Below are 25,026 nucleotides of genomic sequence, written 5' to 3'. Positions count from 1 at the left end.
TTTAGCGAAATATTATGTGCAAAGAAACAGCGCCTAACGGTGCTGTTTCTTTGCATTTTTAGGAGGTGCTTTGCATAATTGCTTTCTATTCATAATGTACCCGGCGCGTTCAGCTCAGGGACCCCCAAGGGGGAGGACTTCCGCATCGTCCTCGAGGAGATCGTCCGAGTTAAAAGCGATACCGTTCATGTCCCTGGACCTCACCCCTGGGCGTGGCAACCTGCTGGGCGAATCGTACTGGGAACTGGTTTCTCCCTGGCCTGGCGGGTCTTCGATGCTCAATACTGGCCCCGCACCCCTCAGCGAAGAAGACGTATTTTCCTTATCGCAGATTTTGCAGGACGCTCCGCCCCGCAAATACTATTTGAGCAGGACCGCCTGCCTGGGTATCCTGCGCAGGGCGGGGGAACGCGGGAAGGAGCTGCCGCCTCAGCTGAAAGCGGCGCTGATGGCACAGGCGGGGCTGATCCCACTGGCGTCTCCGGCCTCTGAACCCATCGCCTTCGCCGCCAACCAGAGGGACGAGGTACGGGATCTCCACGATGTGGCCGGCGCGCTGGGAGCGCAGCCGGGGATGAAACAGCAGACCTTCATCGCGCAGGACTGCCTCACTCCCTGGGACACCCAGCAGGCCCGCATCTTCACCCCGGAGAGCAAGGCCCCCACCCTGGCCAGCGCGGACGGAGGCGGCGGACGGAATCCTGGCGGGCTGCTGTTTACAGCTGGAGTAGCTGGCAGTCTGACTCCCTGGGATAACCAGCAAAGGCGTATCTCTACTCCCTATGGTGTCGCCCCAACGATCAACAGCGGTGAGCTGAAGCCGGGTGGACTTCTGTTTGTAGCAGGCTTCTGCGCCGGAGCCGCCCCTTCGGCTGGCGGGATCGGTTATCAGGAGGAGATCGCTCCAACGCTGAAAGCGACCGCCAGTGGGAACATGATGCCCTCCATTCTCTGCCTCACCGGTCATGGGGGGCAACGCATGGACATTACAACCGATATGACGCCCACGCTCCGTGCGCAGATGGGCGTCCATCTGCCGCTGATCTGCCTCAACGACCAGGGCGGCGGCGTCATGTCCTGCTCTGAAGATGTGGCGGGAACGCTGCGGGCTCAGGAGCATGGACATCAGCCGCTGGTCATGGGTACGCAGCAGGGCGGCGCTGAGATCATGGTCGGGATATTCCAGACTATAACCGCCGCAGCCGGGATGAGCGGAAACAATCAGCCGGCCCTATTTGAGAACCACGGTATTGATGCCCGCTACACCGGCCCGCATCCGGTATCACCCACCATCACTGCCCGCGCGGGAACTGGAGGCGGGAACCTCCCTCTGGCGCTGCAGTCAGTAGATACAATTTGTATCTCAGGCAACGCCATTGACCGCCAGCCTCAGAACGGCGGCAACGGCCTTGGCTGTCAGGAGGGCATCGCCTACACGCTGACCGCCACAGATCACCATGCGGTCTTTTCGCGGCAGAGAGTGGATGTGTTCAAAGACGACGATGTTGCGTCTACCGAAAGCGCCCGTCAGCATAAGGACGCCGCCGATCTTGTCTTACAAAATACAGGGGACGAAAGGCCATTGCTTATCAGGAGGCTGACGCCGCTGGAATGCGAAAGGCTCCAGGGTTTTCCTGATTTTTGGACAGAACTGCCGGGGGCCTCCGACTCCTCACGCTATAAAGCACTCGGGAATTCGGTCGCAATTCCTTGTGTAGAGTACATTATGCGGGGCATCGCCATGGCGGTCGCTCCTGTAAAATAGCATTGTCAGTTTTGCTTCGTCTTGCAAAAACTTCTTTGTTGGTATGTGTGAATAGCTATTGTCCGGCGTTTCCGATATACTTGCCATACCGCCCAGGAAAGGAGAACCCTATATGACAGAGAAAACAAAAAATCTATGCGCCCAGATCCCGGAGTCCCTCCACGCCAAGGTGCGGGAGCGGCAGGAGGAGTCCGGGCAGACGCTGGGTCAGTACATGACCGAACTCATTACAAAATTTTATGAACAGGAGGGTAAACCCACCATGAAAGAGAACCAGAGAACCGTAGCCTTCCAGGTGTCCACCGAGCTGTTCGATCAGTTCAAGGACTACCTCAAGCGGAAGGGCATCAAGCAGAACGCCTTCTTCCTGGACTGCATCCGGCAGGCACTGGAGGAGGCTGAACAGACAGCCAATGGGGAATCGGAGCCGGAGGCGGAACAGGAAACGGAACAGGCTATGTGACCCAGTAAGGGCGGCAATGCCGCCTTTACTTATTGGAGGTGATTGTGATTTATATCTACCCTGATAACCTGAGAGCAAAACCCAAGCTGTGGCTGTGGGAGCTGCGGGACGTGGCGATCATCGGCATCGGCTTTTTATTCTCTGTCCTGGCGCTGGCGAACGGGGCTGGAATGCTCCTGATGATTCTGACGGTGCTTTACGCATTCCTTTCCATCCGCATGGAGGGAGCCAGCATCCTGGACTTCCTGCGCTGCGCTGTCTGCTTCCTGTTCCTGCACCAGCAATATTACGAGTGGAGGGCCCCACAAAAATGACAGACGCAGAAATGAGACAGTGGCTGGCTGTCACAGAAAACAGCCGCTTTCAATGGACTGAGGATAAAATCACAAGTCTGAATGGCCGCGGCGCGCTTTACTATTTCGGCGGAGAGGACGGAATCTATATCCGAATCCAGCCGGGAGGGGAACTCTCTGTTGGAACCTATAAGGGGGCGTTTCCTCATATTGGAGAAGCACTCTTTACCCGGAAAGCGGTCATGGACTGCGGTGACTTCAACCGGGCGTTTCAGAAAGCGGCACAACTGGGAGGCCGGCAGTTTTTGCAGGATATGTTTTCCAGCAAGCCTTCCCAGGAGTTTATTGAAGTTCCTGCACCTCCCGGTATGGGAATGCAGATGATGTAGGAGGTATCCACTTGAACCGAAAACAGAAAAAAGAGCTGCGGCGGCATCTGTCCACCCGGCAGCTCATGGGGATTGACCAGCTCACCGATCACGGCCTGAAGACGGCCAGAGGTGAGCTGGTTTTTTATCTGGTCAGCCCAGACAACCTCTCTGTGCTGTCCGCCGAGGGGGTCCGGGGCCGCGTCCGCGCCCTGACGGAGCTGCTGCGGGGTATGGAAGCAGTGGAGCTGCTGGCCCTGGATTCCCGCGAATCCTTCCAGAGCAACAAGCACCACTATCAGGCCCGGCTGGAGCAGGAGGATCTCCCCGCCCTGCGGGAGCTGCTCCGGCAGGACATGGGCCACCTGGACGAGATCCAGTCCACCACCGCCTCGGCGCGGGAGTTCGCCCTCGTCTACCGCAGGGAGGAAAAGTCCACCGAGGACGCCGGACACCTGAAGCAGATCGAGAAGCGCGTCCGGGACTGCGGCTTTCACGTCCGCATGGCGGAGGAGCAGGACATGATGCGTCTGCTGGCGGTGTACTACCAGCAGGACGTGACCACGGAGCAGTTTGACCGCTTTGACGGGGAAAGGAGCGCCAATGGCTAAAAAGCAGATAAAAAGGAAGAAAAAAGCAACATTAAAACCGGAAGCTGTACCGCCCAAGGACTTCCTGGACATGATCGCCCCCGCCGCCGTGAAGTTCAACACGGACAGCTATATCCTGGGCGGTGCGTATCATTGCACCCTGGCCCTGCGCGGATACCCCACCAGCACCGAGGGACTGGCCCTGCTGCGGCATCTGGGCGAGAAAAGCGGCGTCACTCTGCGGATCTACACCCGCCAGGTCACGCCGACCGAGGAGAACGCCATCCTCCACAACGCCACCAATAAGAGCAGGATGGAGCGCGGCAACACCAACGACATGAAACAGAGTATTACGGCGGAGGCCAACCTCCAGGACGTGGCCGCTCTCATCACCACCATGCACCGCAACCGGGAGCCGCTGGTACACTGCGCCGTGTTTATCGAACTCTCCGCCAGGGACTCGGATAGTCTCCGCACCCTTCGGGACGATGTGACCGCCGAGCTGACCCGCTCCAAGCTGACCGCCGACCGTGTCCTACTCCGCCAGCGGGAGGGCTTCCTCGCCTCCAACCCCGCCGGCAGCAACGTCTTCGGCTCCCTCTATGAACGGGTATTGCCCGCCTCCAGCGTGGCGAACCTCTTCCCCTTCAACTACTCCGGCAAGAACGATCCCAACGGCTTCTATGTGGGCCGGGACCGCTACGGCTCCAACATCATCGTAGACCTGGACCGCCGCGCCGAGGACAAGACTACCGCCAGCGTCCTCATCTTGGGCAACTCCGGCCAGGGCAAGAGCTACCTGCTGAAGCTCCTTCTCTGCAATATCCTGGAGAGCGGCAAGTCCGCTCTCTGCCTCGATCCTGAGCATGAGCTCATCGACCTGTGCGCCAACCTGGGCGGCTGCTTCGCTGATCTTATGAGCGGGCAGTACATCATCAACCCCCTGGAACCCAAGCTGTGGGATACCGATGGTGAGGACGATCCGGAAGCGCCAGCCGCCTTCCGGCAGCGGACGCGCCTGAGCCAGCACATCTCCTTCCTCAAGGACTTTTTCCGGGCCTATAAGGATTTCAGTGACCGCCACATCGACACCATCGAGCTGATGCTGGAACGGCTGTACAGGAAGTGGGGACTCAACAACCACACGGATTTCCAGTCCATGGGGCCCGATGATTTCCCCGTCCTCTCCGACCTCTACGATGTGATCGAGGACGCCTACCAGCACTATGACAGAGAGGAAAATCCGCTGTACCCGCGGGAGCTGCTGCAGGAAGTCCTGTTGGGCCTCCACTCCATGTGCCGGGGCGCCGAAAGCAAGTTCTTCAACGGCCACACCAACATCACCAGCTCCCGTTTTTTGGTCTTCGGCGTAAAGGGACTCCTCCAGGCCAGCCGGAATGTCAAAGACGCCATGCTCTTCAATGTTCTCTCCTACCTCAGCGATAAGCTGCTGACGGAGGGCAATACAGTGGCCACGCTGGATGAGCTGTACATCTGGCTCTCCAACGTGACCACCATTGAGTATATCCGCAACACCCTCAAGCGGGTGCGGAAGAAGGAATCTTCCCTCATCCTCGCCAGTCAGAACCTGGAGGACTTCGATGTGGACGGCATCCGGGAGCTGACCCGGCCCCTCTTCGCCATCCCCACCCACCAGTTCCTCTTCAACGCCGGCAGCGTGGATAAGCGGTTCTATATGGACAACCTCCAGCTGGAGGAGTCCGAGTTTGAGCTGATCCGCTACCCCCAGCGGGGCGTCTGCCTCTATAAGTGCGGCAATGAGCGGTATCTCCTGGAAGTCCACGCCCCGCCCCATAAGGCGGAGCTGTTCGGAAAGGCGGGCGGACGGTAAGTCACTGGATATCCAGAATGTTCTCGATCACGATCCGCTCTCCTCCCATCATGATCAGAGCGCCCGCATAATCATCAAGTTTCTTTAATTGGCCGGTGGTGGTGACGTATGCGCCCCCGGTTTTCTTTTGGTCCGGACGAAACCAGGTCACAGTGATCTGCGGCTTGGAGGAAATCCTGTCTGCCAGGCTTTGCAGCTTCCTATCCAGAATGGACTTCTCATCCTCCGTCAATTCGGGCCGCTCATCGGTCAGCCGGGCCGTCTCCTGGACAGCGTCCTCATAGCCGGTCAGGGCCCGGAAGGGCTGGAACTGAGCCGCCCGGTCGATCATTGGCATCTGAGGGCGGGTGGAGGAGACGTGGTGCGGCAGGTTGATGATATCGTCATACCTCCCCACTGCGATGCCCTCCAATCGTGCGATTGCGTTCCTTTGCTGTCGCGCCCTTTTCCAGATTCATGCCTTTGAGAATGGCGTTTTTCCCAAACCGCTTCTTAATGTCCAGCACCGTCCGCTGCACCTTCTTCTCCCGCTCAAGCTCCGCTGTCTCCTTGGCCCGCTTCTCCTCAACAGCGTGATAGTCAGTGAAGAAATCCATCTGTTCAAAGGCTTTCTTATCCGGCGCAGATTTCTCGTCCGAAACGCGGGTGGCCGTGAGATAAAGCCGGCGCACCAGCAAGCTCCGGTCAATGATCCGGTCGAACAGTTCCAGAGCGGCAGTGATGATGCGCCTGGTGGAAGCGGTGTACTCCTCCAGATTGGCGGTGCCGTGGGCATGCTTGGGGACGGCCCTGCCGTAGCGGTCTCTGATCACTTCCCCTTTATACCCGCGGCCTTTCAGATTTTCAATATCATAGCCCACTGTCAGTACCAGCTGGTCTGTGACCAGGCTTTTGTCCACCAGATCCAGCGCCAGCTGATCCGCCATCTCCCGCACCACCAGCCGGGCCTTGTCATAACCGTAAGGACATTGCAAAACCTGCCCGGAGCCGATGCTCTTGGACTCCGGCGTGTATGCTTTGATGTCCGCCATTGTGACTGGTTCCCAGCCCCAGGCATGGTCAATCAACAGCTCTGCGTTGACCCCAAACAGCTTATAGAGCAGATCCTCGTTCTCCAGGGAGCAGCGGGCGACATCGCCCATGGTATAGATGCCATGGGCCTCCAGCTTTCTGGCGTACCCGCCGCCAACCCGCCAAAAATCGGTGAGGGGCCTGTGCTCCCACAGCAGGCGGCGGTAGGTGCGCTCGTCCAGCTTGGCGATGCGGACGCCGTTGACATCGGGATGGATGTGCTTCGCAACAATATCCATAGCGACTTTGCAGAGGTACAGATTCGTGCCGATTCCCGCCGTTACTGTGATGCCGGTAGTCTCCAGCACATCCGAAATGATCTTACTTGCCAATTCTCTGGCGTTGAGTTTATAGGCGTCCAGATAGTTCGTCACGTCCATCAGCACCTCATCGATGCTGTAGTTATGGATGTCCTCCGGCGCAATGTATTTCAGGTACACATTGTAGACCCTGGTACTCCATTCCATGTAGTGGGCCATCCTGGGCGGGGCCACGATGTAGTCCAGCGCCAGGCCGGGGTCGGCTTTCAGGGCGGTATCATCCGAGGAGGAGCCGGAGAACTGTCGCCCCGGCGCGGAGCGGAGCCGCTGGGCGTTGACCTCCCTGACGTGCTGTACCACCTCAAACAGCCGAGCCCTGCCGGAGATTCCCCAGGCTTTCAGGCTGGGGGTGACCGCCAGACAGATGGTCTTCTCGGTGCGGCTCAGGTCCGCCACCACAAGGTTGGTGGTCAGGGGATCGAGGCCGCGCTCGATGCATTCGACCGAGGCGTAGAATGATTTGAGATCACAGGCAAGATAAGTTCTCTCCTTCACAGCGCGCCCCCCTTTCCTTACAGTTTCGTTCCGGAACCTATCATAGCATACCCACACCAGACCAAACAAGTCAATATCATAATATCTAAAGGAGGAACCTCCATGAACATCGTTGGATATGGCGGGGGAACAAATAATGAAAAGAAACTCAAAATGTAAAGAAACCTCCTCAATGTGAAGAAAGAGCCTGAGATTACCCTCAGACTCTTTCCATAATATTTAATGGGTTAGTTGTTACCACAAAGATTGGTGAGCATGGACATCAGAGATTTATCTTCTGTCCATTGCGGCAAATCTGGTTCAATTTTGATTTGGACAGATTCAATCGCCCTGCGTTTCATATCGGTGTCCGTTCGTGCGTAAATTTCGGTTGTGTCAACATGAGTATGGCCAAGAAAATCACGGATATAGATCAGATTCGTTCCGGCTTGCAGCATGTGCATCGCCTTTGAGTGGCGTAAAACGTGAGGAGAGATTTTGGATGGCAGGTTTGGGTTTATCTCTTTTGCAGCAGTAACATATTTTTGTAAAATATAGGTCACGCCTGCCCTGGTGAGTTTCTTGCCTTGGTGATTAGTGAAAAGAGGCCAGTCCAGTTTCTCGTTCAATGACAACTTATTTTCACGAAAATAATCAGCCAACACAGCGGCTGTACTGGACATAAGGGGAACATGACGGGTCTTATTTCCTTTTCCAGTCAGTGTAACTGTAGGTGGCTTGCGCAAACGGATATCCCGCACTTGTAAGTCGCAGAGTTCTTGCACTCTTGCACCAGAATCGTACATTAAACTGAGCAGAATCATGTCCCGCCGGCCATATTTTGTTTCGGTATCTGGTTGTAGCAGAATGCTTGCCATATCGTCAGGAGTAAGATAGGCAATAGTTGGCGCAGGTGATTTTTTCCCTCGCATATCCTCAATTTTTTGAGACTCCAGCAAATATGCAGGATGCTGGGATCTGGCATACTGAGCAAATGCCCTGAGCGCAGACAATCGTTGATTTCGTGTTGCGGTGCAGCATCCACGTTCTTTTTCCAACCAAAACAAGAAGGCAGTAATAAATTCCGCATTGAAATCGGCCAGAGTGATTCGTTCAGGGCGAAGACTACGTTTTTGTTCGGCAAATAGAAGCACCAGTTTAAATGTATCCCGGTAGGACATGATTGTATTTTCAGACAATCCAAGCTGTCCTGGCAAGTATACGGTCAAATAGGCAGTAAGGCACTGTGCAAAATCTGTCGTTCTCATAAGTTGCTGCCCTCCATGCGTGGGATAATATAACCGTAATTATCCTGCATGATCCGAGATACCTCGGGGTACACTTCCGCCGTCATGCGCAAATACTTCTCGGTACAGGAAAGATTGGCATGTCCGAGATAAGCAGTCAGGCGGGGAATAAATGCTGAAGGATCTGAGCCAGAGGCAACCCAGCGCTCCAGACTGTGTACGCAGAATGTGTGCCGAAAATCATGAAGACGAGGCCCTTTGCCACGTCCGCCGTGAGAGATGCCAGCTTTCCACAACAGTGTGCGAAATGTTTCATAAATCGCACGAATATCATAGCGTCCCCCATCCGGAGCAGCGAAAAACCAATCGTTTCCAGGTACCCCGACCAACCGCGTCTTATCGTAGTCCACGCATACCTTAGTCAATTCAGCAGACATCGGGACATACCGGGTCTTTCCGTTTTTGCTGTTTCGAATAGTGAGAATACCCTGCTGAAGATCAACATCTTCCCCCTTTAATTTCAGCGCTTCATTGACTCTCAATCCACAGCAGTACAACATGCGAAACAGCACCGGCATGATAAGATGCCGTCTTGGGGCCACGGAGTATCGTAAGCGGGTCATTGAATCTGCTGCTTGGAAAAAAGCTTGAATTTCTTCATGAGAGAAGATATATGGCACATAATTCTTGCGATATCTTCCAACCTCGGACGCTGCGGGAATATATGCTGGATAGCCTATCCGCTGCATATATTGTGCAAATTGGCAAATCAAAGAAAACCTTGCGTATTGATTTCGCCCTGAATCTGTCGGCTTTTTAGCGATCCATGCCTGAACAAGTTCCTTTGGCAGCGTATTTGGAGGGTAATCATAGTCAAGTGTAAACCTGGAGAACTCACTTAACTTTTTTGCCTCAGAGTTATACAAGTAACCGACCGCCCGTTTTTCCCGGATAAAATTCTCGCAAATGGGGGCAAGCATGCCGCTATACGCATAAGTTTTAAGCTCCACTTCATCAAGCATCTTTGGTCACCTCATTGAGAGAAAGCGCACAAGTACGAAGACCGTCAATGTCCACTTTCAAATAGGGAGTTGCCGAATCATACTGCACATGACCCATAACATCAACTACTGTGGATAACGGCGTACCTTCTTCCAACAACCTTCTGGCAAGCGCATGGCGTAGGGAATGCATTCCACTGGTAATTCCCAACTTCTTCTGAATTCCACAAACCCTCATCTGCCTATCCAAAATGCATCCAATTGAGCTTGGCACAAGTTGAGTATATGGAGCATTGACTGTGAGAAACACATACGGTTCATCTACTTTTGGCCTGCCATATCGTATATAGTCAATAATTGCCCAGCCAACATCATTGGGCAGTGGCTGTACAATACGATGATGTGTTTTATGCTGAATCAGTTCAATCTCGCATCGCTCCCACTTGAGACTATCTAACCGCAAATGCGCAACATCGGATATCCTAAGTCCCAGTTGTATAACCAACAGAATAATTGCATAGTTGCGCTTGCCTGCCGGATTCCCCCGGTCTACACTTTTCAGTAGTTTCTCCAAATCAGCTTTTTCCCACAAAGCGGGAACATTTCGGTTGACCGCCACAACTACCCGTGGTACAGAATGAGACCAATCCTGCTCCAAAAATCCAGAACGATACAAAAACCGGAAATAATGCTGCAATGTGGCCAATCGGTGCTTGTTGTAGATTGGGGAATCTCCTTGAAGTGTTACCGCAAAATTAGAAATCAATTGTGCCGATATTTCATGTACACCACGAAGATGTCTGGACTCCAGAAATTCATAAAATCTTCTGATATGGTTTATTCGAAGCTTTTTTGTTGCCTGACTATTATCAGCCGTTTGCATTTTTTTAATGAAGGCCGAGATTATTGCTGCGTCATCAAGCGCCCAATCACGGTCAGGATGACATTTAGACATGTGATTTCTGAGAAGCAGGCCATATGATTGGTATTCTCCAATTCTGCGAACACAGCGTACATGCGCAGCTTCGCGGCTGGTCAGTGGACGTTCTACTGGAGGTACGAACCCAATTCGCTCTTTGAGGTAAGCCTGTCCGAGGTCTTCTGTGAAAAAATTTGCGCCTGTTTTTTCTTGTAAATAGGACTGTAAGTGCTTGGAGTCTCTGATGAAGCCAGCAATAGTTAGTGGTGCGTATTGAAGTTTCTCCATCTCAGCGACTACATGAGCAACGATTTCAGCTACTGTCTCTTTTTGTTCCATGCTCTCACTCCTAAAATGTATTTGCGCTATGCGCGTACATCTATTGTAAAAGATTATGGAAAGAAATTCTGCCTATTATCCCAAAATTTCAATTATTTCTGGAGGTGACTTTTCATTTTATTACACTTTTCATTATTCGTGTTATGGAAAGCTTTCCATAAAGTCAATTCGACCGCCATGCTGATCGGATTGTACCACCGGAAGATCCCGGTGGACTTGATCCTGTTCTCCAATACCGGGGGTGAGCAGCCCCACACCTATGACTTTCTCCCCATCATGGACCGCTGGCTGGAGGATCACGGCCTGCCCACGATCACCCAGGTGGAATACACTGACAGGAACGGAGACCGCCTGACTCTGGAGCAGGAGTGCCTTCGCTCCGGGACGCTGCCCGCCATCGCCTACGGCTACAAGAAGTGTTCCCTTAAGCACAAAATTCAGCCCCAGGACAAATTCTGCAACAATTATCCACCCTGCCGGAAGGTCTGGGCCAGAGGCGAACGTGTTGTCAAGTTCATCGGCTTTGACATTGGGGAGCAGAAACGGCGGGACCATGCCCAACCCATCGATGACGCCGACACCAAATATAAAAAGGAATATCCGCTCATGGACTGGGGCTGGACGCGGGAGGACTGCGTCGCCGCCATATTGCGGGAGGGTCTGCCGCTGCCCGGCAAGTCCTCCTGCTTTTTCTGTCCCTCCATGAAGAAGCGGGAGATTCGCACCCTTTACCACCAGCACCGGGATCTGTATGACCGGGCCATCGCCATCGAGGACGGCGCCCGGCCCAACCTCATCACGGTCAAGGGCCTGGGGCGGGATTGGGCATGGCGGGATTTCGTGGAGGCTGATCTGAACCAGACCGCCATGTGCTGGATGTTCCCGGAGGACGACCTGCCCTGCAACTGCCACGACGGTGGCTGAGAAAGGAGAAGATCGGAAATGAACATTATTGAACTGGAGCGGTGGAAGCCCTCCGAAGCGGACCCGCACAAGCTGGAGTACACCGGCCAGCCTGTGGCGCAGGAGGTATTCGAGGAGCTGAAGCACTGGCTGGAGGGCATGGGATACCTGCCGGACGAGTATTTTCTGCTGGACGGCCACTGGAAGGATGGCCGGGAGATCCCCAAGGATGCGGATATCTTCTGCACCACCGATTACGGCGCCAGCGAGGGTGTCTATCTGGATGTATATCTCAAGTGGTATGAGGATGGAAAGCCCATCACCAGGAGCTTCATCACCGGCAAGACTCTGGGTGAGAACGGCAACGATCTGGACAGGATGTTCCTCACCGCCTCCGCCATCACCAAGGCGTTCCACGGCGATCACGCCACCCACGCCCGATACATGAAGATCGGCGGTGTGGAGGAGGACACCGGCGGTTCTGTGGTGCATCTGAGCCAGCAGGAACAAAAGGTTATCATCGAGGCGCTGGTGGAGCAGCGGGAGCGGCAGGAGCAGGCCATGGGCCAGACCGAGCAGCTCCTGCGCCGCATGACCGGGAGCATCACGGAGTATGTCAACACGGTAGGAATGCGCCCTCTGCGGATGAGCGACTTTGACAAAGCTGTGCTGGCGATCCAGGACGGCGAACTGGAAGCCTTCAAGAAGTACGCAGCCAGGATTCCGTACCAGCAGGAGGAGACCCTGCTGGTGGAGGCGGCTGGCCGTCCGGGGGCCGTGGGCCGGAAGATGACGGAGCTGCTGATGCGGGACAGGTGCAATATCGACTACGCGGCGTACTGTAACGCCTGCAAGAGAGCCATCGATATCAACGATCCGGAGAAGGTCCTGTCCATGATGGTGAGGGCACAGGCCAGCGTGCCGCAGCTGGAGCCGTCCTTCTTTGGCGAAATGGCCTCCTACGCCCACTCAGACCATCGCTTCATTGCTAAGGAGATCATCAAGCGGTGCGGCGAGGAGCAGATTGCCGCCGCGCCGTCTTTCCTTCTGGAGCAGTTTGCTATGGACAAAGACTTTCGCACGTTATCTGCGCTGGTGGAAAAAGGGATCTCCGGAGGAGGCAGTTCAGCAAGGACACTCCATATGCTGACCTATGAGGGCCGTGACAGCTGGATCGCGGAAGAACTTCTGGAAAAGCGGATGTGGGTGGACGTCAACGACTACAGCGCGCTCCATGCCTGTGTCCAAAACGACGCGGTGGCGGTGTGCAAGCTGCTGCTGGACGGCGGCATGGACTTCGACCAATACCGGCAGTGGGCGCAGACGCGGCCCTGCGCCGGCCACGAGGAAACGCTCCAGGCACTGGCGGACCACTGGTTTGAGATGCAGGCAGAGATGGAGCAGACGCCTGCCCAGGAGAACGGAGGGATGACTCTTGGCTAATCCGGCTCTGATAGCAAAAGCCGCCGCCATCATCCTGACCGATGAAAAGGCACGGAAAGCGGTGGGCTGGACGCTGGTGGCGATCCTCTCCCCCCTCATCCTGCTCATCGCCTTTTTATGTGCTCTGGGCTCCGGAGCCACTGATCACAACATCACCGCTGTGGAACTGTGTTTTTACGATACCATCGCTATTCCAGCGGAAACCCCGGAGGAGTACCGGCTGTGCATCGAGGCTATGCGCGCCAGCTTTGCCCAGCTGGATGCCGCCATCGCAGTGATCCAGGAAAGTACAGAGGAAGAAACCAGCCTTGACGATATCCGCGTCAAGGCAATTTTTTATGCTCTGTACTTCGGCGCCGGAAGCCATGGGGACGCTCAGTCCTTTGCGGACTGCTTTGTCACCTGGGAGGAGCGTATCCGCACGGTTCTCGTGGAGGGCAGCGATCCGCCGGAGGAGACAGAGGAGATCTACTCTGCCGCCATCCCCATCGAGGATCTGGGAACCGTATGGCAAAATATCGCCGCCATGGGTGTGACGCCTACTGCTGAGCAGCGGAGCAACGCCGACAGCATCTATAACCTGATTCGATATGGCGCGGCGGGCGGCGGCAGCGGCTTTGACGGGTCGGATGTGCCCTTCATCGGCGCGGACGGCTTCTGCTCCCCCATCGGGGAGAACTGGCGGAACGTGGTCACCTCGGAGTTCGGCAACCGCCGTGACCCCTTCACCGGGGAGCGGCGGGGCCACAGCGGAATGGATCTGGCGGTGCCCACCGGAACCTCTGTCCGTGCCGCCCTGCCGGGAACAGTGACCGTGTCCACCTACAACCAGGGCGGTTACGGCTACTATGTGATGATCGACCACGGCAACGGTCTGTCTACCCTGTACGGCCACAACTCCCAGCTGCTGGCGCGGGTGGGCCAGACGGTGGAGGCCGGGGATGTGATCGCCCTCTCCGGTTCCACCGGGCGCTCCACCGGCCCCCACCTCCACTTCGAGGTACGCATCAACGGAGAGCGGACCAATCCCAGAAGCTATCTGCCATAATTGCAGAGAGGAGGAAACGCACTATGAAATTCAAAGCAAATTTTACAGAAAAGCCGGTCAATTTTCAGATGGACGACTGCCAGATCGAAAAAGTGGTGGAACTGTCCCATGAGGATTTTTGCCGGCTGAAGATCACCCCACTGGTGGAGCAGCCGTTTATTCGGGAGAACAAGGGCTGTATGTTCCACAGGAACGGTATCATCCACTGCCTGCTGGCGCTGGGCCAGGGCAGCAATGATGGGGTGCTCGTTGACGCGGAGAAGTATGACTACGCCCGCCTCGCGGCCTACATTCCCGGAATGCGGGACATCGTCAACGCTCAGATGGATCGGGCGGCGGACTTTATCATCCGCTGGGGAACGGAGAACACCACCAGCGGAAGCTGGTGCGTCTATTTCGAGGATCTGGAGGAGCATCTGGATCTGACAGTCCGGGAGGGCAGTGGGCTGGACTCTATGCTCAGGGCAGCCCTGAAGCAGCGCCCCGAAGTGTCGGCGGTGGATATGCACGACGGCTGCATCGAGACGGAGTACCACCCGGAATACTGCCAGCGGCTCCAGGAGAAGAAAGCGCCTGAGCTTCTCCTGAAGGATCTGCTTCCCATGCTGAAAGGAGGCGGGCTGATGTTCCTGTGCCATGAGGAAGCGGAGCAGTCGGTGCTGGTGGAAAATCTGTGTGAGCTGACGGACGCCGGGCAGGAGGATCATGCCGCCCTGCTCAATGCCCGTGTGTCTGAGATCTGCGACACGCCTGAAGGGACAGAGATCGTACTCACCGGCGTAGACCCGGAGGAACTGGTGCGGTTCAACGAAGCCCACGACGCTTTTATGGAGGCGGAGCAGTCCATGGGGCCTGTGATGGGATAGGGGGTGCGGAGCTGTGAACAGGTTCAATATCCCCCTCGTGGCCGAGGGCCTCACCGCCTACGCCATCGAGCGCCAAAACGGATGGGAACGCCACCAGCCGGAGGGTGCTCCCCCCTGGCAGGCCCAGCGCCGCCTCTGGATAGACGCCATCCTCCAGGGCATGGCAAGGCTGGAGGAACAGGTCCCCGATCCGAAGCTGATGGAGCAGTTCGACCGTGAGCTGGAACAGGCCGGCGGCAGCGCGGCGGCTGTGCCCGCCTCTCTCCAATTGCAGAGAGGGACCATCCAGAATCTGCGGAACTTCGTGACCGCGCTGGAGGACACCGGCGACGACCGCCGCCGCCAGGTCAACGTGGTACGGGAACTGCTGGAGGACATGGCGTCCCACCTGCCCTGGGCCAGCAATGACAACCGGCTTGACCTTGCCCGAGATGAGGCGGAGCGGTCGCTGGTACGCATGACCGCTCAGATGCCTATCCGCTTTACCCACATCGCGCTGGGCGGCGACGCCGGGCCGCACTGGGCAAGCGGTTTTGTCTCTGGCTGCGTCAAGGATGAGGAGGCAGTCAAGCAGTCCTCAGTGTACCGGGGCGCGGTTCGGGACTACCCGGAGATCACAAACTGGGCTGCCCTCTGCGTGGCCTATGTGGGACGCGGCCTGCCCTCTGCCTTGGGAACTGTAGATGCTTCCGACTTTGATCTGGAGATCATGAACCGGGCCGGGGGCAGGTTCCTTGATGAGCGTGGCGTCCGCTGGCTGAGCGGCCCCTATCAGATGACCATAGCCGCCACACTGGAAAAGGCAAAACCGGAGATCATACCGGCAGCAACGGGATGGATGTCAATACAGTATCCCTTACTCCAGGGGAGCCGCACATTGACAGCTGAGGATCTGGACATTCAGGAACGAATCGGTGCGGAAAGGGATTGGATCACATTCCAGTTTGATGTCCTTGCCGATGAACAAGAGGTATTTGGCAGACAGCTGTCCAGTGAAGCTGAGGACTCCTATATTCAGGCGTACACCTCCTACAATGAACACACAGGCCAGGTCGATGATACGCTGGATATTGTGGTGAGGTCTCCTGGTGGCGACGAGTGGTTTTCCTGTACTCTTCCGGATGAAACACGGCAGGTATTGAAACAGAAGATGGACGCTTTTTGTGCGGCGGTGTACGGAGAACATCTGCCGGAGCCGCCAGCACAGCGTCGGAACGGACCCGCTCCGCTCCAGACAGGACCCACTATGTAAAGCAAAGGAGGGAAAGCAGTATGGAGAAAAATGAAATCATGCTGTCCTTCGACAGCGAGAAGATGGAGGCGCTGGTGTTCTATCTGAAGAAGGAGAACACCACAGTGCAGAAGAAGATGGATGAGGCCCTGCGTCTTCTCTATGAGCAGACGGTGCCGGAGCCGCTGCGGGAGTACCTGGACGCCAAGTCCGCGCCCGTCCGTCCCAGGCGTCCGCCACGCCCCAGTCAGCCCAAGGCGGAGACGCCCAAATCGGCGTCCGCTTCCACAGGCGGCGGAAAGGAGGCCGGCGTATGAGCGGCGATGTGCAGTTGGAACTGTGGCTCCATGAGTATAAGCTGGACGCGCTGTCCTCTGTACTGGCGGAACAGGGCACTACTGTAGCGGAGCGGATGAACGATATGCTCCTTCGTCTGTATGAGGAGCAGGTGCCTCCGGAACTTCAGCAGGAGGTTCGTGGCCGCATCCAATCGGAGTACGCCTCGTGGGAAGAAGGACAAACGACAGAGCTGGACTTGGAACAGGCGGAAGATCCATACACGGTGTTTCACGTCCGTGAAAATGGGGCGGATAGGTTTTTCATGCTGGAGTGCAGTGAAAATCTTCTCTGTGTTGCCAACACGCTGCAGGGCTTCCTCGGGAACAGGAGCAGAGAACCGGCGCTCACCGCTGTTCCGAAGGAGTTTTACAGCTCAAAGCCAATCGGTACGGAATTATATGAACGGATGCTGGCGCTCCGCATGGCAAAGCCAAGTAAGGTCGCCGCGGTGTTTGATCTGGATTTTGACAGGCAGGAATTGTCCACAATTGACACCGGGCACGGCTGGAGGACCTATTCAATCAGGGACATCTTTATTGCAGTCAACCAAACCTACCGGAGCAAGGAGAAGAAGCCGGGGCGGAGTTTAGATCGGTTCATGAGCAGCTTAGAGGGCCGGCAGCGTCCCTCCGCAGGGCACATCTCCACGAGTGAGATTTCCTTTGCGGAGGAGATCAGCGAGATAGATGGCCTGCTGAATTTCTACATGGAGACCAACTTTGATGTGGACGCGGTGTTCGGCACACACGTCTGCACCGGCGAGAACGACGACACCCTGAACGTCTACGCCAACTACGACATGGCCTCCGGACAGGTCTGCGATGAGCTGGAGGTCGACCTGCACCGGGCGGACGGGTGTGAGGAGTCAGTGGAATACCGGCTCAACGCTGTTGAAAAAGCAGTTCTGCTTCGGAAGATGGACGCCTACTGCCAGGAGCAGACCGGGCAGACACTGAAGGACTACAGCGCCCAATGGATGGCGGAGGAGATGGCACCGCCCACACAGCCCACGATGTGATATAGACTTTTTGCGTCTATGCCAATCTGACAACCCGATTTTTCGTTGGCTTTGCTGAATAGCTTTCACGGCGAAAGTGTGCCATTGTGTTTCTGCTCCCCCCAAAAATAAAATGCAGAAAGAAGGAAACAACGCATGAAAGCAAATACCAGATCCGCGCTCACGCCCCTTGACCTGTGTACCCTCATCGCCCATGAAACAGTGTCTCTTCTGAACGCCGACGCGGAGGCACTGGATTCCGCTCTCCGGCTTCGGACAGGGCTGGATGTTTACGCAGCAGCCAGCGAACTGGGTAAAGAGGTCATACCGCTCCTGATGTGGATCGACCGGGAGATGGAGAGCGCCCGCCAGTATACTGCCACAGAGCAGGACACACCCCACCTGATCAGTCCAGACCGCTTGCTCCCGGTGCCGGATGCCGCCGCCCAGCTGAACGCGGTCTGGATGCTGTTTCAGACTGCGGTGAATGCTCCCGAGGACTATCGTCAGACGCTCCTGGAAACAGCCAGAACGCTCACAGAGATGGGTGGGCTGGAGGATATGCTCCTGACCACCAAAATCCCCGCTGCAGGATTCGTGAGCGTGGAGGATCTTCGGACGGAACTGGAGGATGTGCGTGTGGCGCTCCACCTCCAGGAGGCAGCGGACCATATCGCCGGACAGCCGGGTCAGATACTCTCACCTTGATCCCTGGATCACTACACCAACAGCAGAGGGGCGCTCCTGCCAGGAGTGCCCCTCTCAGATAGAATGGAGGATGCTAAATGACAAAAGAAGGCTTTGAGGGAAAACTCAACGCTCTGGTACCCCAGCCTGACCCTGAAATCACTGCCGCGCTGTTTGCGTTTGGGCAGGAGCTGGGTCAGGAAGAAGCCTGCGACGGAGTGCGGGAGCTGCTCAACAGCATGAGTTTTGTCTCCCGGCACTTCTCCGCCGTGACCACGCAGAGCGTTTACGAGATCATCCAACACGGCTCGGCGGCCCTGCCTGGTGAAATGGTGGCGGCAGCTGTGTATCTGGAGAACGGCAACACACTCCAGGACGTCGCTGAGATGGCAGACCTGGGAATGCTCATGTGCTTCCACTGTCCGCGGGACATGGAGGAACTCAGTCCGTTGGCGCTGTGTGTTGTGACAGAGGGCGGACACAGCCGGTGCTTCCACACGCTGCACTTCGGCACGTTCGCTCCTGATACTGCTCTGCGGTCTGCGCGGCAGTACGCTCACGACCGGCAGATCTCCGTCACAGACGCTCTGCTCTCGCTCACCACGGACATGGTGCTGGACGCCAACGGCGGTGCAAAGAAGATCCTGGTGGGCGGCGATCCAGATATGACTCAGGCGCTGTCCGCCGTATTCTCCCGCTGCCCTGCGGCAGCCGCGTGTCTCACCTTCGACGCTGACCGCAGCCAGACGGCAGTGGAGTACAACCCGCTGTGGCTGGAGCTGCGTCAGAAGCAGGGACCTGCTCAGAGCGGGATGCAGCTGACGGTGTAGCGGGGTGCGTCAAGGGCCGTTCCCGATGCGGAGCGGCCCGCGCTCTTGTTCCCCCGCTGTGCGCCACAGCGAGGCCCCTGTGTGCCGCCCGGCCCGACAGGGCAGCATCCCTGCCCCTCCCGACTGACACGCCGCCCTGCGCGGCCGTGTGGCGAAAGAGAGAAAATCGGCGTCCCTAAAATGTGCAGGTGAACCGGGGGGTCGAAAAAAGTGCAGGATAAAGCGCGGGGGTCGCAAGCGCCCCTCCGCGCAGGGAACACCGCCCCGCAGAGCGGGTCGGGGACGTTTAGACGGGGGTCATTTTTCACCCCCTGGGGTCAGTTCGGGGGTCTGCTTTCACAAAAAGCCCGCCGTTGCCCGCTTTTTGCGGGTTCCCGGCGGGGATATTTACGGATTTCAGGAGGAACATCATGCCGAGAGAAAAAATCAAGTTTGCGCTGCGGATCTCACCTGAGACTCAGCAGCTCGTCAAGGAGATGTGTCCGCGGGACAACTGCCGTACCCAAAACGAGTTTATCGAGAGGGCCATCCGGTTCTACGCCGGGTACGTCTCCGGTCAGGAGGCCACCGCCTACCTGCCGCCCGCGCTGGCCTCCGTCCTGCGCGGCACTGTGCAGGACACGGAGAACCGCATCTGCCGTCTGCTCTTCAAGCTGGCGGTGGAGCTGGACATGGTGATGAACGTGCTGGCGGCGGGGATGGAGATCAGCGACGACGCGCTCCGCAGTCTCCGCGGCCGGTGCGTCCAGAACGTGAAGAAGACCAGCGGCAGCGTCACGCTGGACAAGGCGGTGGAGTACCAGCGGGGCGGCGTGTGACAGAAAGGCGGTGACGCTCCATGCCCCGGATCATATTCAAGTGCCCCTACATCAAACCGGGGACAGAGAGAGCCGCCGCACACCTGAACAACTACGTCCGCTACGTCGCTACCCGTGACGGTACGGATCTCCTCAAGCCGGACAAGGCCGGCCAGCCTGCCACAAAAAAGCAGCGGGCCATGGTGGAGCGGCTCCTCCGGGACTTCCCCATGTGCCGCGGGATGTTCGAGTACGAGGACTACCAGTCTTCCCCCACCCGCGCCACCGCCTCGGAATTTATCACCAGAGCGATAGAGGATTATGGGGTCCCCGCCGAAGCCCAGCAAAGCGGGTTCGGTGGGGAAAGGAGGAGCAGCGAAATGAGCGAGCTCTCGCCACAAGGCGGGAGTGAGGGATATGGAGCTTGCGACGACGCGGATCAGATCGCCAAGCGGGAGAACTACGTCAGCTACATTGCCCAGCGCCCTCGTGCGGAGCGGCTCGGCGCGCATGGTCTGTTCAACGGCACAGGCGATGCGCTGGAGCTATCCAGGATCGCGGAGGAGGTGGCGAACCACCCCGGCAACGTGTGGCTACCTATTATCTCCCTGCGCCGGGAGGATGCCGCCCGCCTCGGCTACGACAACGCCAGACAGTGGCAGGCCCTCCTCTCCACCTACGCCCCACAGATTGCGGATGCCATGAAGATCCCCTGGGAGCAGTTTCGGTGGTACGCCTCCTACCACGACGAGGGAGCGCATCCCCATGTCCACATGGTCTGCTACAGTGCGGACGGGCGCTCTGGCTTTCTGGACAAGGAGGGCATCGCCAGGATCAAGTCCGGACTGGCAAAGAATATTTTCCGCCAGGAGCTGACGGAGATCTACCGGCAGCAGACCCAGCGCCGGGATGAGCTGGTGCGGCAGTCTGGCGAGGTCATGAAGGAGCTGATCCGGCAGATGCTCTCCGGCACGCTGGAGAACCCGCACGTCGAGCAGCTCATGGGCGAACTGGCCCAGCGGCTGAAAAGCACCTCCGGCAGAAAGCAGTACGGCTATCTCAAAGCGCCGCTGAAGGCTGTGGTGGATGAGATCGTGGACGAGCTGGCAAAGGACTCCCGTGTTGCCTCCGCCTATGACCTGTGGTACCAGCTGCGGGAAGAAGTGCTGCGGACGTACCGGGATGACCTTCCAGACCGGCTCCCCCTCTCCCGGCAAACGGAGTTCAAGCGGATAAAGAATGTGGTGGTGGAGGAAGCGGTGCGGCTTGGTGAGCACACCGAGGTATTCACGCCGGCGGATACCCAGGAGCCGCCCCAGGCCGGCGAGGACACCGGCCCCGAGCCGGAAGCGGAGTCGGAAGGCTCGGATGTGCCGGAGGAGGCCAGCGAAGCGCCGCCCGCCGTGGTGTGGAGTGATAGATACAAGCGGGCGCGGTCTTTTTTGTACGGGGATGACGAGACGCCCCAGGATCACGGGCAAGCCTGCCGCCTCTTCATGGAGGAGGCCCTCGGCGGCAACGCCCTGGCCATGCATGACCTGGGTAGGATGTTTGCGGACGGCACTGGCGTGGAGGCTGACACGGAGCAGTCCCATGCGTGGTACGCCAAGGCGCTCTCCGCCTTCCATGCCGTGGAGCGTCAGCGCCCCAACCGCTATGTGGAGTACCGCATCGGTAAGATGTACGCCGGGGGGCTTGGGACAGAGCAGAATGATAGAGAGGCACTGGTATGGTTTGAGAAAGTAGCCAGGCAGAGAAATCCCTATGCGGAGTATCAGATGGCAAAGCACATCCTCGCAGATCCCTCTGCCAAGCCGGAGCAGACTCGTCAGGCGGTGGGCTGGCTGACCCATGCGGCGGAGGCCGGACTGGACTGCGCTCAGCATGCCCTCGGAAAGCTGTACCGTGACGGCGGGCCGGTGGCGCAGGACATGACCCAGGCGGTGATCCGGTTCTCCCAGGCAGCCGAGCGGGGCAATCAGTACGCCATGTACGCCCTGGGCAAGCTGCGTCTGGAGGCAGACGATCCCGCCGCTGCCCGGCGCTGGTTCCGACAGTCCGCCGATCTTGGAAACCAGTTCGCGCAGTACCAGCTGGGCAAGCTGCTGTTGTGCGGCGATGGCGTGGCAAAGGATACAGCGGGCGCTGTCCGCTGGCTGACGGAGTCTGCGGAACAGGGAAACCAGTATGCGCAGTATGCCCTCGGCAAGCTGTACCTGCTGGGCAAGGATATTTCCCAGGACAGGGAATCCGCTGTCCGCTGGTTCACACTGGCGGCAGAACAGGGCAATGAGTACGCCCGATATTTTCTCGACCACATGAACGACTCGCCCTCCCTCTTCGCCAGCGCCACCCGGCTCCTCCACCACATGGGCCGCATCTTCCAGGAGCAGGCCCCGCCTCCCAGCGGCGGGATCTCCTTTGTGGACAGCAAGCTGAGGAGAAAGATCAGGGAGAAGAAAATCGCCATGGGCCACAAGCCCGATGATCATGAGGAGCCAGTCCAGCAGCTTCGATAGCCGCCGCTCCAAAAGGGCTCCAAAAGTCTCGCATGGGGGCGCGGCCTCTTGCGCGAAAGGGCTCTCCCGTGTATAATGCTCAAAAGAAATCCTTACAGGAGGCCGCCACATGGAGCTGAACTTTTCAAGTGACCTTGACTCCGCCAAACGTCTGGACGAGATCATGAACTCCTATTCCGGACGGGATCGCGGTTCGATCCTGGCGGATGAGCACTCCATGGAGGTGACGCTCTTCCTGCTGGAGCATGGAAAGATCACTGTCACGGAACACACCTATTCATACGACCAAGACATCCAAAGCGACAGCGAGATGATGGAGGTCTATTCGGAGCTGGCGCGGGAAACCCGCTGGAAGCAGTTCGCACACACAGAGATCGAAAGAATACGCATCAACGCCCTCCGCCAGATGCGGCAGGAGGGAAAGCCGTCCTATGATGGAGAGTTCATGTGCTGGCGGGAGGGCCGGGTCTTTGCCCACTGCGGCAACCTCGACCTGCCACAGCTTCTGCTCTACCTCGCCAGCCATGAGCAGGCGGAACGGTTCTATCTTTTTACCTACCCCTACTGGACGGAGGATCACACAGCGAAATACTACCGCTTCGATCTGTCCGAAACCGCCATCAAGGGTGCGGGGATCTACCGTGAATCCATCCGTAGAAAATTGCGGCAGGTGTCCGCAGCCAGCGTTGTCCTCCCTTCATTCCCCCAACAGGAGGACGATCCAGCGTCCCCGTCATAAGAATAAGAATACCAAAACCGATCAGAGCCAGAGCGCCGCAGACACGGCGCTCTGGTTCTTGCTTTTATCTGGAGGTGAAGCAAGTGCCCTATATCCATTTTACCGAGGAGCAGAAGCTCCGGGCCAGCGAGGTGGATCTGGTAGAGTTCCTACGCCATCAGGGGGAGAAGTTGATCCGTTCCGGGCCGGAGTACCGCCTGGCCAGCGACCACAGCGTCACCGTCCGGGGCAATGGATGGTACGACCACGCTGTGAAGGAGGGCGGCGGACCTATTTCCTTCGTCCAGCAGTTCTATGACCTCTCCTACCCCGAGGCCATCACCCGTCTGCTGGGCGGGGAGCAGGGAACCGTCTATGCCTCCGCCCCAAAGCAGGAGGAGAAGCCCAGGAAGGAATTTGCACTGCCCTCTGCCGGCCGGGAGATGCGGCGGATGTACGCCTACCTGCTCAAGCACCGATTCCTGGACCGGAACGTGGTCAATGCCTTTGTCCGGGCGGGACTGCTGTATGAGAGCTGTGAGAAATTCAAGGACAGAGAGTATCACAACGCCGTCTTCGTCGGTAAGGATGAAAACGGCGTCCCGCGCCACGCCCACAAGCGCAGCCTCAACAGCCTCGGCAAAACCTTCCGCATCAACGTGGAGGGCAGCGATCCCCGGTGCAGCTTCCACTACACCGGGACCAGCAACCGCCTCTATGTCTTTGAGGCGCCCATTGACCTGATGTCCTTCCTCTCCCGCTATCCCCGAGGCTGGCAGGAACACAGCTTTGTGGCCCTGTGTGGGACCGCAGAACACGCCATGCTCTGGATGCTGGAGCAGAACCCCGGCCTTCGCACCGTCTGTCTCTGCCTGGATCACGACGAGGCGGGCATCGAGGCCAGCGGACGGCTGGCGGAGATCCTCCATGAACACGGCTATGACGATGTGGCGATGCTCCAGTCCGAACACAAGGACTGGAACGAGGATCTCAAGGCCCGGCGTGGTCTCCCTGCTCAGGAGGCGGAGGAGCATCCCCAGCTCATTGCCGCTTCGGAGGTCTGCGGCAGGATCGGAGTCTACATGGAGGAGTGTGTCATTCCAGAACGGGTAGGCCGTGAGCTGACAAATGCGCTCTGCGGATATGAGATGAATCTCCGCAGGGACTACCCGGAGGGAGCCATGACCTGCATCGAGCTGGCCTCCGCGCTGGCTCTGTACGCCTATGGCCGGGGGCTGCGTCAGCTGAGTGAACCACATAGCAGTGAGGAACTGTTAGAGCAACTGCGGAGCTGTATCCATCCCCACCAGAATCGGAGCAGCTTGAACAGCCGCACCGCTGTGTTGGCGGAACAGGCTCATGCTGTTTTGAAGCTGGCCTCCAAGCCTGGCATCCGCAGTGAGGCGGAAAAACGACAGCTGACGGAAGGCTGGCTGGAGCTGGCGCTGTCCTGCGCAAAGATATCCGTCAAGTATGAGGCGGACGTTTTGAAACAGCAGCAGAAACAGGAACAAGCGGCACTGCAACAAGAAATGGGGTGAATTTATGACGCCGCAGACGATCATGTTAATTTTACTGGCGGGCGGGATGCTTCTGCTCATCGCCGCCGCCACGCACTTCTCTGGAAGTGGAAATCTGGACAATATCAAGTCCAAGACTGTTGGCGACGGCCAGCATGGAACCGCCCGCTGGGCCAACAAAAAGGAGATCCAGCAGACCTACCGGCACATCCCCTTCCATGTGAGCGAGTGGCGCTCCGGCAAGAATCTGCCTAAAGCACAGGGGCTGGTACTGGGGGGCGTCGGAAAGAAGAACGCCGTCACCGCGCTGGTGGACACGGACGATATCCACTGCGTGCGCTTCGTTTCTTGACAATCTGCGTAGAAATACGCAATAAAACAAGACAGATTTCGCAAGGAATCTGAACTCTATGCTTGATTGGGCAG

24 protein-coding genes and 1 pseudogene are annotated in these 25,026 nt (G+C 57.5%); 20 read left to right on the top strand and 5 right to left on the bottom strand.

The window, feature by feature from the left end:
* Positions 1-93 precede the first annotated feature (93 nt).
* From C816_RS21965 to C816_RS14820, 6 genes and pseudogenes are all read left to right on the top strand, one after another.
* Positions 94-1,765, top strand: a pseudogene (locus tag C816_RS21965) (DNA cytosine methyltransferase); the annotation flags it as partial.
* A gap of 112 nt (positions 1,766-1,877) precedes the next feature.
* The gene (locus C816_RS14840; protein ID WP_016323218.1) at positions 1,878-2,228 is read left to right on the top strand and encodes a hypothetical protein; all 351 of its coding nucleotides are present in this window, start codon (positions 1,878-1,880) and stop codon (positions 2,226-2,228) included.
* 47 nt (positions 2,229-2,275) lie between these two features.
* Positions 2,276-2,542 carry a hypothetical protein gene (locus C816_RS14835; protein ID WP_040655842.1) on the top strand — a complete coding sequence of 89 codons (267 nt, stop codon included), beginning with the start codon at positions 2,276-2,278 and terminating at the stop codon, positions 2,540-2,542.
* The gene (locus C816_RS14830) at positions 2,539-2,910 is read left to right on the top strand and encodes a hypothetical protein (RefSeq protein WP_016323216.1); all 372 of its coding nucleotides are present in this window, start codon (positions 2,539-2,541) and stop codon (positions 2,908-2,910) included. The genes C816_RS14835 and C816_RS14830 overlap by 4 nt, the downstream gene beginning before the upstream one ends.
* Positions 2,911-2,921: 11 nt before the next feature.
* A complete protein-coding gene (locus C816_RS14825) occupies positions 2,922-3,500 on the top strand; it encodes a hypothetical protein (RefSeq protein ID WP_016317195.1) in 579 nt (192 codons plus the stop codon).
* On the top strand, positions 3,493-5,331 hold the full coding sequence (locus tag C816_RS14820) for a VirB4 family type IV secretion system protein (RefSeq protein WP_016323215.1): 1,839 nt from the start codon (positions 3,493-3,495) through the stop codon (positions 5,329-5,331). The genes C816_RS14825 and C816_RS14820 overlap by 8 nt, the downstream gene beginning before the upstream one ends.
* A gap of 1 nt (position 5,332) precedes the next feature.
* On the opposite strand, the gene C816_RS14815 is transcribed toward C816_RS14820, so the two are convergent.
* The 5 genes from C816_RS14815 to C816_RS14795 form a co-directional block, all read right to left on the bottom strand.
* Positions 5,333-5,728 (bottom strand): hypothetical protein, encoded by a 396-nt coding sequence (locus C816_RS14815; protein WP_016323214.1) that lies wholly within the window; start codon positions 5,726-5,728, stop codon positions 5,333-5,335.
* A complete protein-coding gene (locus C816_RS14810; protein WP_016323213.1) occupies positions 5,715-7,217 on the bottom strand; it encodes a Y-family DNA polymerase in 1,503 nt (500 codons plus the stop codon). Before C816_RS14810 ends, C816_RS14815 begins: the two co-directional genes overlap by 14 nt.
* Positions 7,218-7,444: 227 nt before the next feature.
* On the bottom strand, positions 7,445-8,464 hold the full coding sequence (locus C816_RS14805) for a site-specific integrase (protein ID WP_016323212.1): 1,020 nt from the start codon (positions 8,462-8,464) through the stop codon (positions 7,445-7,447).
* On the bottom strand, positions 8,461-9,465 hold the full coding sequence (locus C816_RS14800) for a tyrosine-type recombinase/integrase (RefSeq protein WP_016323211.1): 1,005 nt from the start codon (positions 9,463-9,465) through the stop codon (positions 8,461-8,463). Before C816_RS14800 ends, C816_RS14805 begins: the two co-directional genes overlap by 4 nt.
* Positions 9,458-10,702 (bottom strand): site-specific integrase, encoded by a 1,245-nt coding sequence (locus C816_RS14795; RefSeq protein WP_016323210.1) that lies wholly within the window; start codon positions 10,700-10,702, stop codon positions 9,458-9,460. The genes C816_RS14800 and C816_RS14795 overlap by 8 nt, the downstream gene beginning before the upstream one ends.
* 177 nt (positions 10,703-10,879) lie before the next feature.
* On the opposite strand from C816_RS14795, the gene C816_RS14790 reads away from it, so the two are divergent.
* The 14 genes from C816_RS14790 to C816_RS14725 all read left to right on the top strand — a co-directional run bounded on the left by C816_RS14790 (position 10,880) and on the right by C816_RS14725 (position 24,952).
* Positions 10,880-11,626 (top strand): adenine nucleotide alpha hydrolase family protein, encoded by a 747-nt coding sequence (locus tag C816_RS14790; RefSeq protein WP_016323209.1) that lies wholly within the window; start codon positions 10,880-10,882, stop codon positions 11,624-11,626.
* A gap of 18 nt (positions 11,627-11,644) precedes the next feature.
* On the top strand, positions 11,645-13,048 hold the full coding sequence (locus tag C816_RS14785) for an ankyrin repeat domain-containing protein (protein ID WP_016323208.1): 1,404 nt from the start codon (positions 11,645-11,647) through the stop codon (positions 13,046-13,048).
* Positions 13,041-14,096: a M23 family metallopeptidase gene (locus C816_RS14780; RefSeq protein WP_016323207.1), complete on the top strand. Its 1,056-nt coding sequence runs from the start codon at positions 13,041-13,043 to the stop codon at positions 14,094-14,096. The genes C816_RS14785 and C816_RS14780 overlap by 8 nt, the downstream gene beginning before the upstream one ends.
* Before the next feature lie 23 nt (positions 14,097-14,119).
* Complete coding sequence (locus tag C816_RS14775; protein WP_016323206.1) at positions 14,120-14,962, top strand: DUF6329 domain-containing protein; 843 nt, start codon at positions 14,120-14,122, stop codon at positions 14,960-14,962.
* 13 nt (positions 14,963-14,975) lie between these two features.
* Complete coding sequence (locus tag C816_RS14770) at positions 14,976-16,214, top strand: hypothetical protein (protein WP_016323205.1); 1,239 nt, start codon at positions 14,976-14,978, stop codon at positions 16,212-16,214.
* 20 nt (positions 16,215-16,234) lie between these two features.
* Entirely contained in the window at positions 16,235-16,510 is a 276-nt protein-coding gene (locus C816_RS14765) for a DUF6103 family protein (RefSeq protein WP_016323204.1), read from the top strand.
* Positions 16,507-17,550 carry a hypothetical protein gene (locus tag C816_RS14760; RefSeq protein WP_016323203.1) on the top strand — a complete coding sequence of 348 codons (1,044 nt, stop codon included), beginning with the start codon at positions 16,507-16,509 and terminating at the stop codon, positions 17,548-17,550. Before C816_RS14765 ends, C816_RS14760 begins: the two co-directional genes overlap by 4 nt.
* Positions 17,551-17,685: 135 nt before the next feature.
* Positions 17,686-18,237 (top strand): hypothetical protein, encoded by a 552-nt coding sequence (locus C816_RS14755; protein WP_016323202.1) that lies wholly within the window; start codon positions 17,686-17,688, stop codon positions 18,235-18,237.
* 77 nt (positions 18,238-18,314) lie between these two features.
* Positions 18,315-19,046 carry a hypothetical protein gene (locus C816_RS14750; RefSeq protein WP_016323201.1) on the top strand — a complete coding sequence of 244 codons (732 nt, stop codon included), beginning with the start codon at positions 18,315-18,317 and terminating at the stop codon, positions 19,044-19,046.
* Positions 19,047-19,456: 410 nt separating this feature from the next.
* A complete protein-coding gene (locus C816_RS14745) occupies positions 19,457-19,864 on the top strand; it encodes a hypothetical protein (protein ID WP_016317182.1) in 408 nt (135 codons plus the stop codon).
* A gap of 20 nt (positions 19,865-19,884) precedes the next feature.
* Positions 19,885-22,362 (top strand): MobP3 family relaxase, encoded by a 2,478-nt coding sequence (gene mobP3, locus C816_RS14740; RefSeq protein WP_016323200.1) that lies wholly within the window; start codon positions 19,885-19,887, stop codon positions 22,360-22,362.
* Between the two features lie 109 nt (positions 22,363-22,471).
* The gene (locus tag C816_RS14735; RefSeq protein WP_016323199.1) at positions 22,472-23,101 is read left to right on the top strand and encodes a hypothetical protein; all 630 of its coding nucleotides are present in this window, start codon (positions 22,472-22,474) and stop codon (positions 23,099-23,101) included.
* An 83-nt stretch (positions 23,102-23,184) separates the two neighbouring features.
* Complete coding sequence (locus tag C816_RS14730; RefSeq protein WP_016323198.1) at positions 23,185-24,621, top strand: DUF3991 and toprim domain-containing protein; 1,437 nt, start codon at positions 23,185-23,187, stop codon at positions 24,619-24,621.
* Positions 24,622-24,643: 22 nt separating this feature from the next.
* Positions 24,644-24,952: a hypothetical protein gene (locus tag C816_RS14725; protein WP_242832210.1), complete on the top strand. Its 309-nt coding sequence runs from the start codon at positions 24,644-24,646 to the stop codon at positions 24,950-24,952.
* Positions 24,953-25,026 lie beyond the last annotated feature (74 nt).

This window comes from Oscillibacter sp. 1-3 (assembly GCF_000403435.2).
Taxonomy (GTDB): Bacteria; Bacillota; Clostridia; order Oscillospirales; family Oscillospiraceae; genus Oscillibacter.
This window is presented reverse-complemented; position numbering and strand designations above follow the sequence as displayed.

Bases quoted from the DNA above. Each gene is read 5' to 3' on its own strand.
- C816_RS14820 (WP_016323215.1), top strand. From the start codon at position 3,493: ATGGCTAAAAAGCAGATAAAAAGGAAGAAAAAAGCAACATTAAAACCG.
- C816_RS14775 (WP_016323206.1), top strand. From the start codon at position 14,120: ATGAAATTCAAAGCAAATTTTACAGAAAAGCCGGTCAATTTTCAGATG.
- C816_RS14790 (WP_016323209.1), top strand. From the start codon at position 10,880: ATGCTGATCGGATTGTACCACCGGAAGATCCCGGTGGACTTGATCCTG.
- C816_RS14745 (WP_016317182.1), top strand. From the start codon at position 19,457: ATGCCGAGAGAAAAAATCAAGTTTGCGCTGCGGATCTCACCTGAGACT.
- C816_RS14830 (WP_016323216.1), top strand. From the start codon at position 2,539: ATGACAGACGCAGAAATGAGACAGTGGCTGGCTGTCACAGAAAACAGC.
- C816_RS14840 (WP_016323218.1), top strand. From the start codon at position 1,878: ATGACAGAGAAAACAAAAAATCTATGCGCCCAGATCCCGGAGTCCCTC.
- C816_RS14755 (WP_016323202.1), top strand. From the start codon at position 17,686: ATGAAAGCAAATACCAGATCCGCGCTCACGCCCCTTGACCTGTGTACC.
- C816_RS14800 (WP_016323211.1), bottom strand. From the start codon at position 9,465: ATGCTTGATGAAGTGGAGCTTAAAACTTATGCGTATAGCGGCATGCTT.
- C816_RS14795 (WP_016323210.1), bottom strand. From the start codon at position 10,702: ATGGAACAAAAAGAGACAGTAGCTGAAATCGTTGCTCATGTAGTCGCT.
- C816_RS14760 (WP_016323203.1), top strand. From the start codon at position 16,507: ATGAGCGGCGATGTGCAGTTGGAACTGTGGCTCCATGAGTATAAGCTG.
- mobP3 (WP_016323200.1), top strand. From the start codon at position 19,885: ATGCCCCGGATCATATTCAAGTGCCCCTACATCAAACCGGGGACAGAG.
- C816_RS14750 (WP_016323201.1), top strand. From the start codon at position 18,315: ATGACAAAAGAAGGCTTTGAGGGAAAACTCAACGCTCTGGTACCCCAG.
- C816_RS14785 (WP_016323208.1), top strand. From the start codon at position 11,645: ATGAACATTATTGAACTGGAGCGGTGGAAGCCCTCCGAAGCGGACCCG.
- C816_RS14735 (WP_016323199.1), top strand. From the start codon at position 22,472: ATGGAGCTGAACTTTTCAAGTGACCTTGACTCCGCCAAACGTCTGGAC.
- C816_RS14725 (WP_242832210.1), top strand. From the start codon at position 24,644: ATGTTAATTTTACTGGCGGGCGGGATGCTTCTGCTCATCGCCGCCGCC.
- C816_RS14765 (WP_016323204.1), top strand. From the start codon at position 16,235: ATGGAGAAAAATGAAATCATGCTGTCCTTCGACAGCGAGAAGATGGAG.
- C816_RS14805 (WP_016323212.1), bottom strand. From the start codon at position 8,464: ATGAGAACGACAGATTTTGCACAGTGCCTTACTGCCTATTTGACCGTA.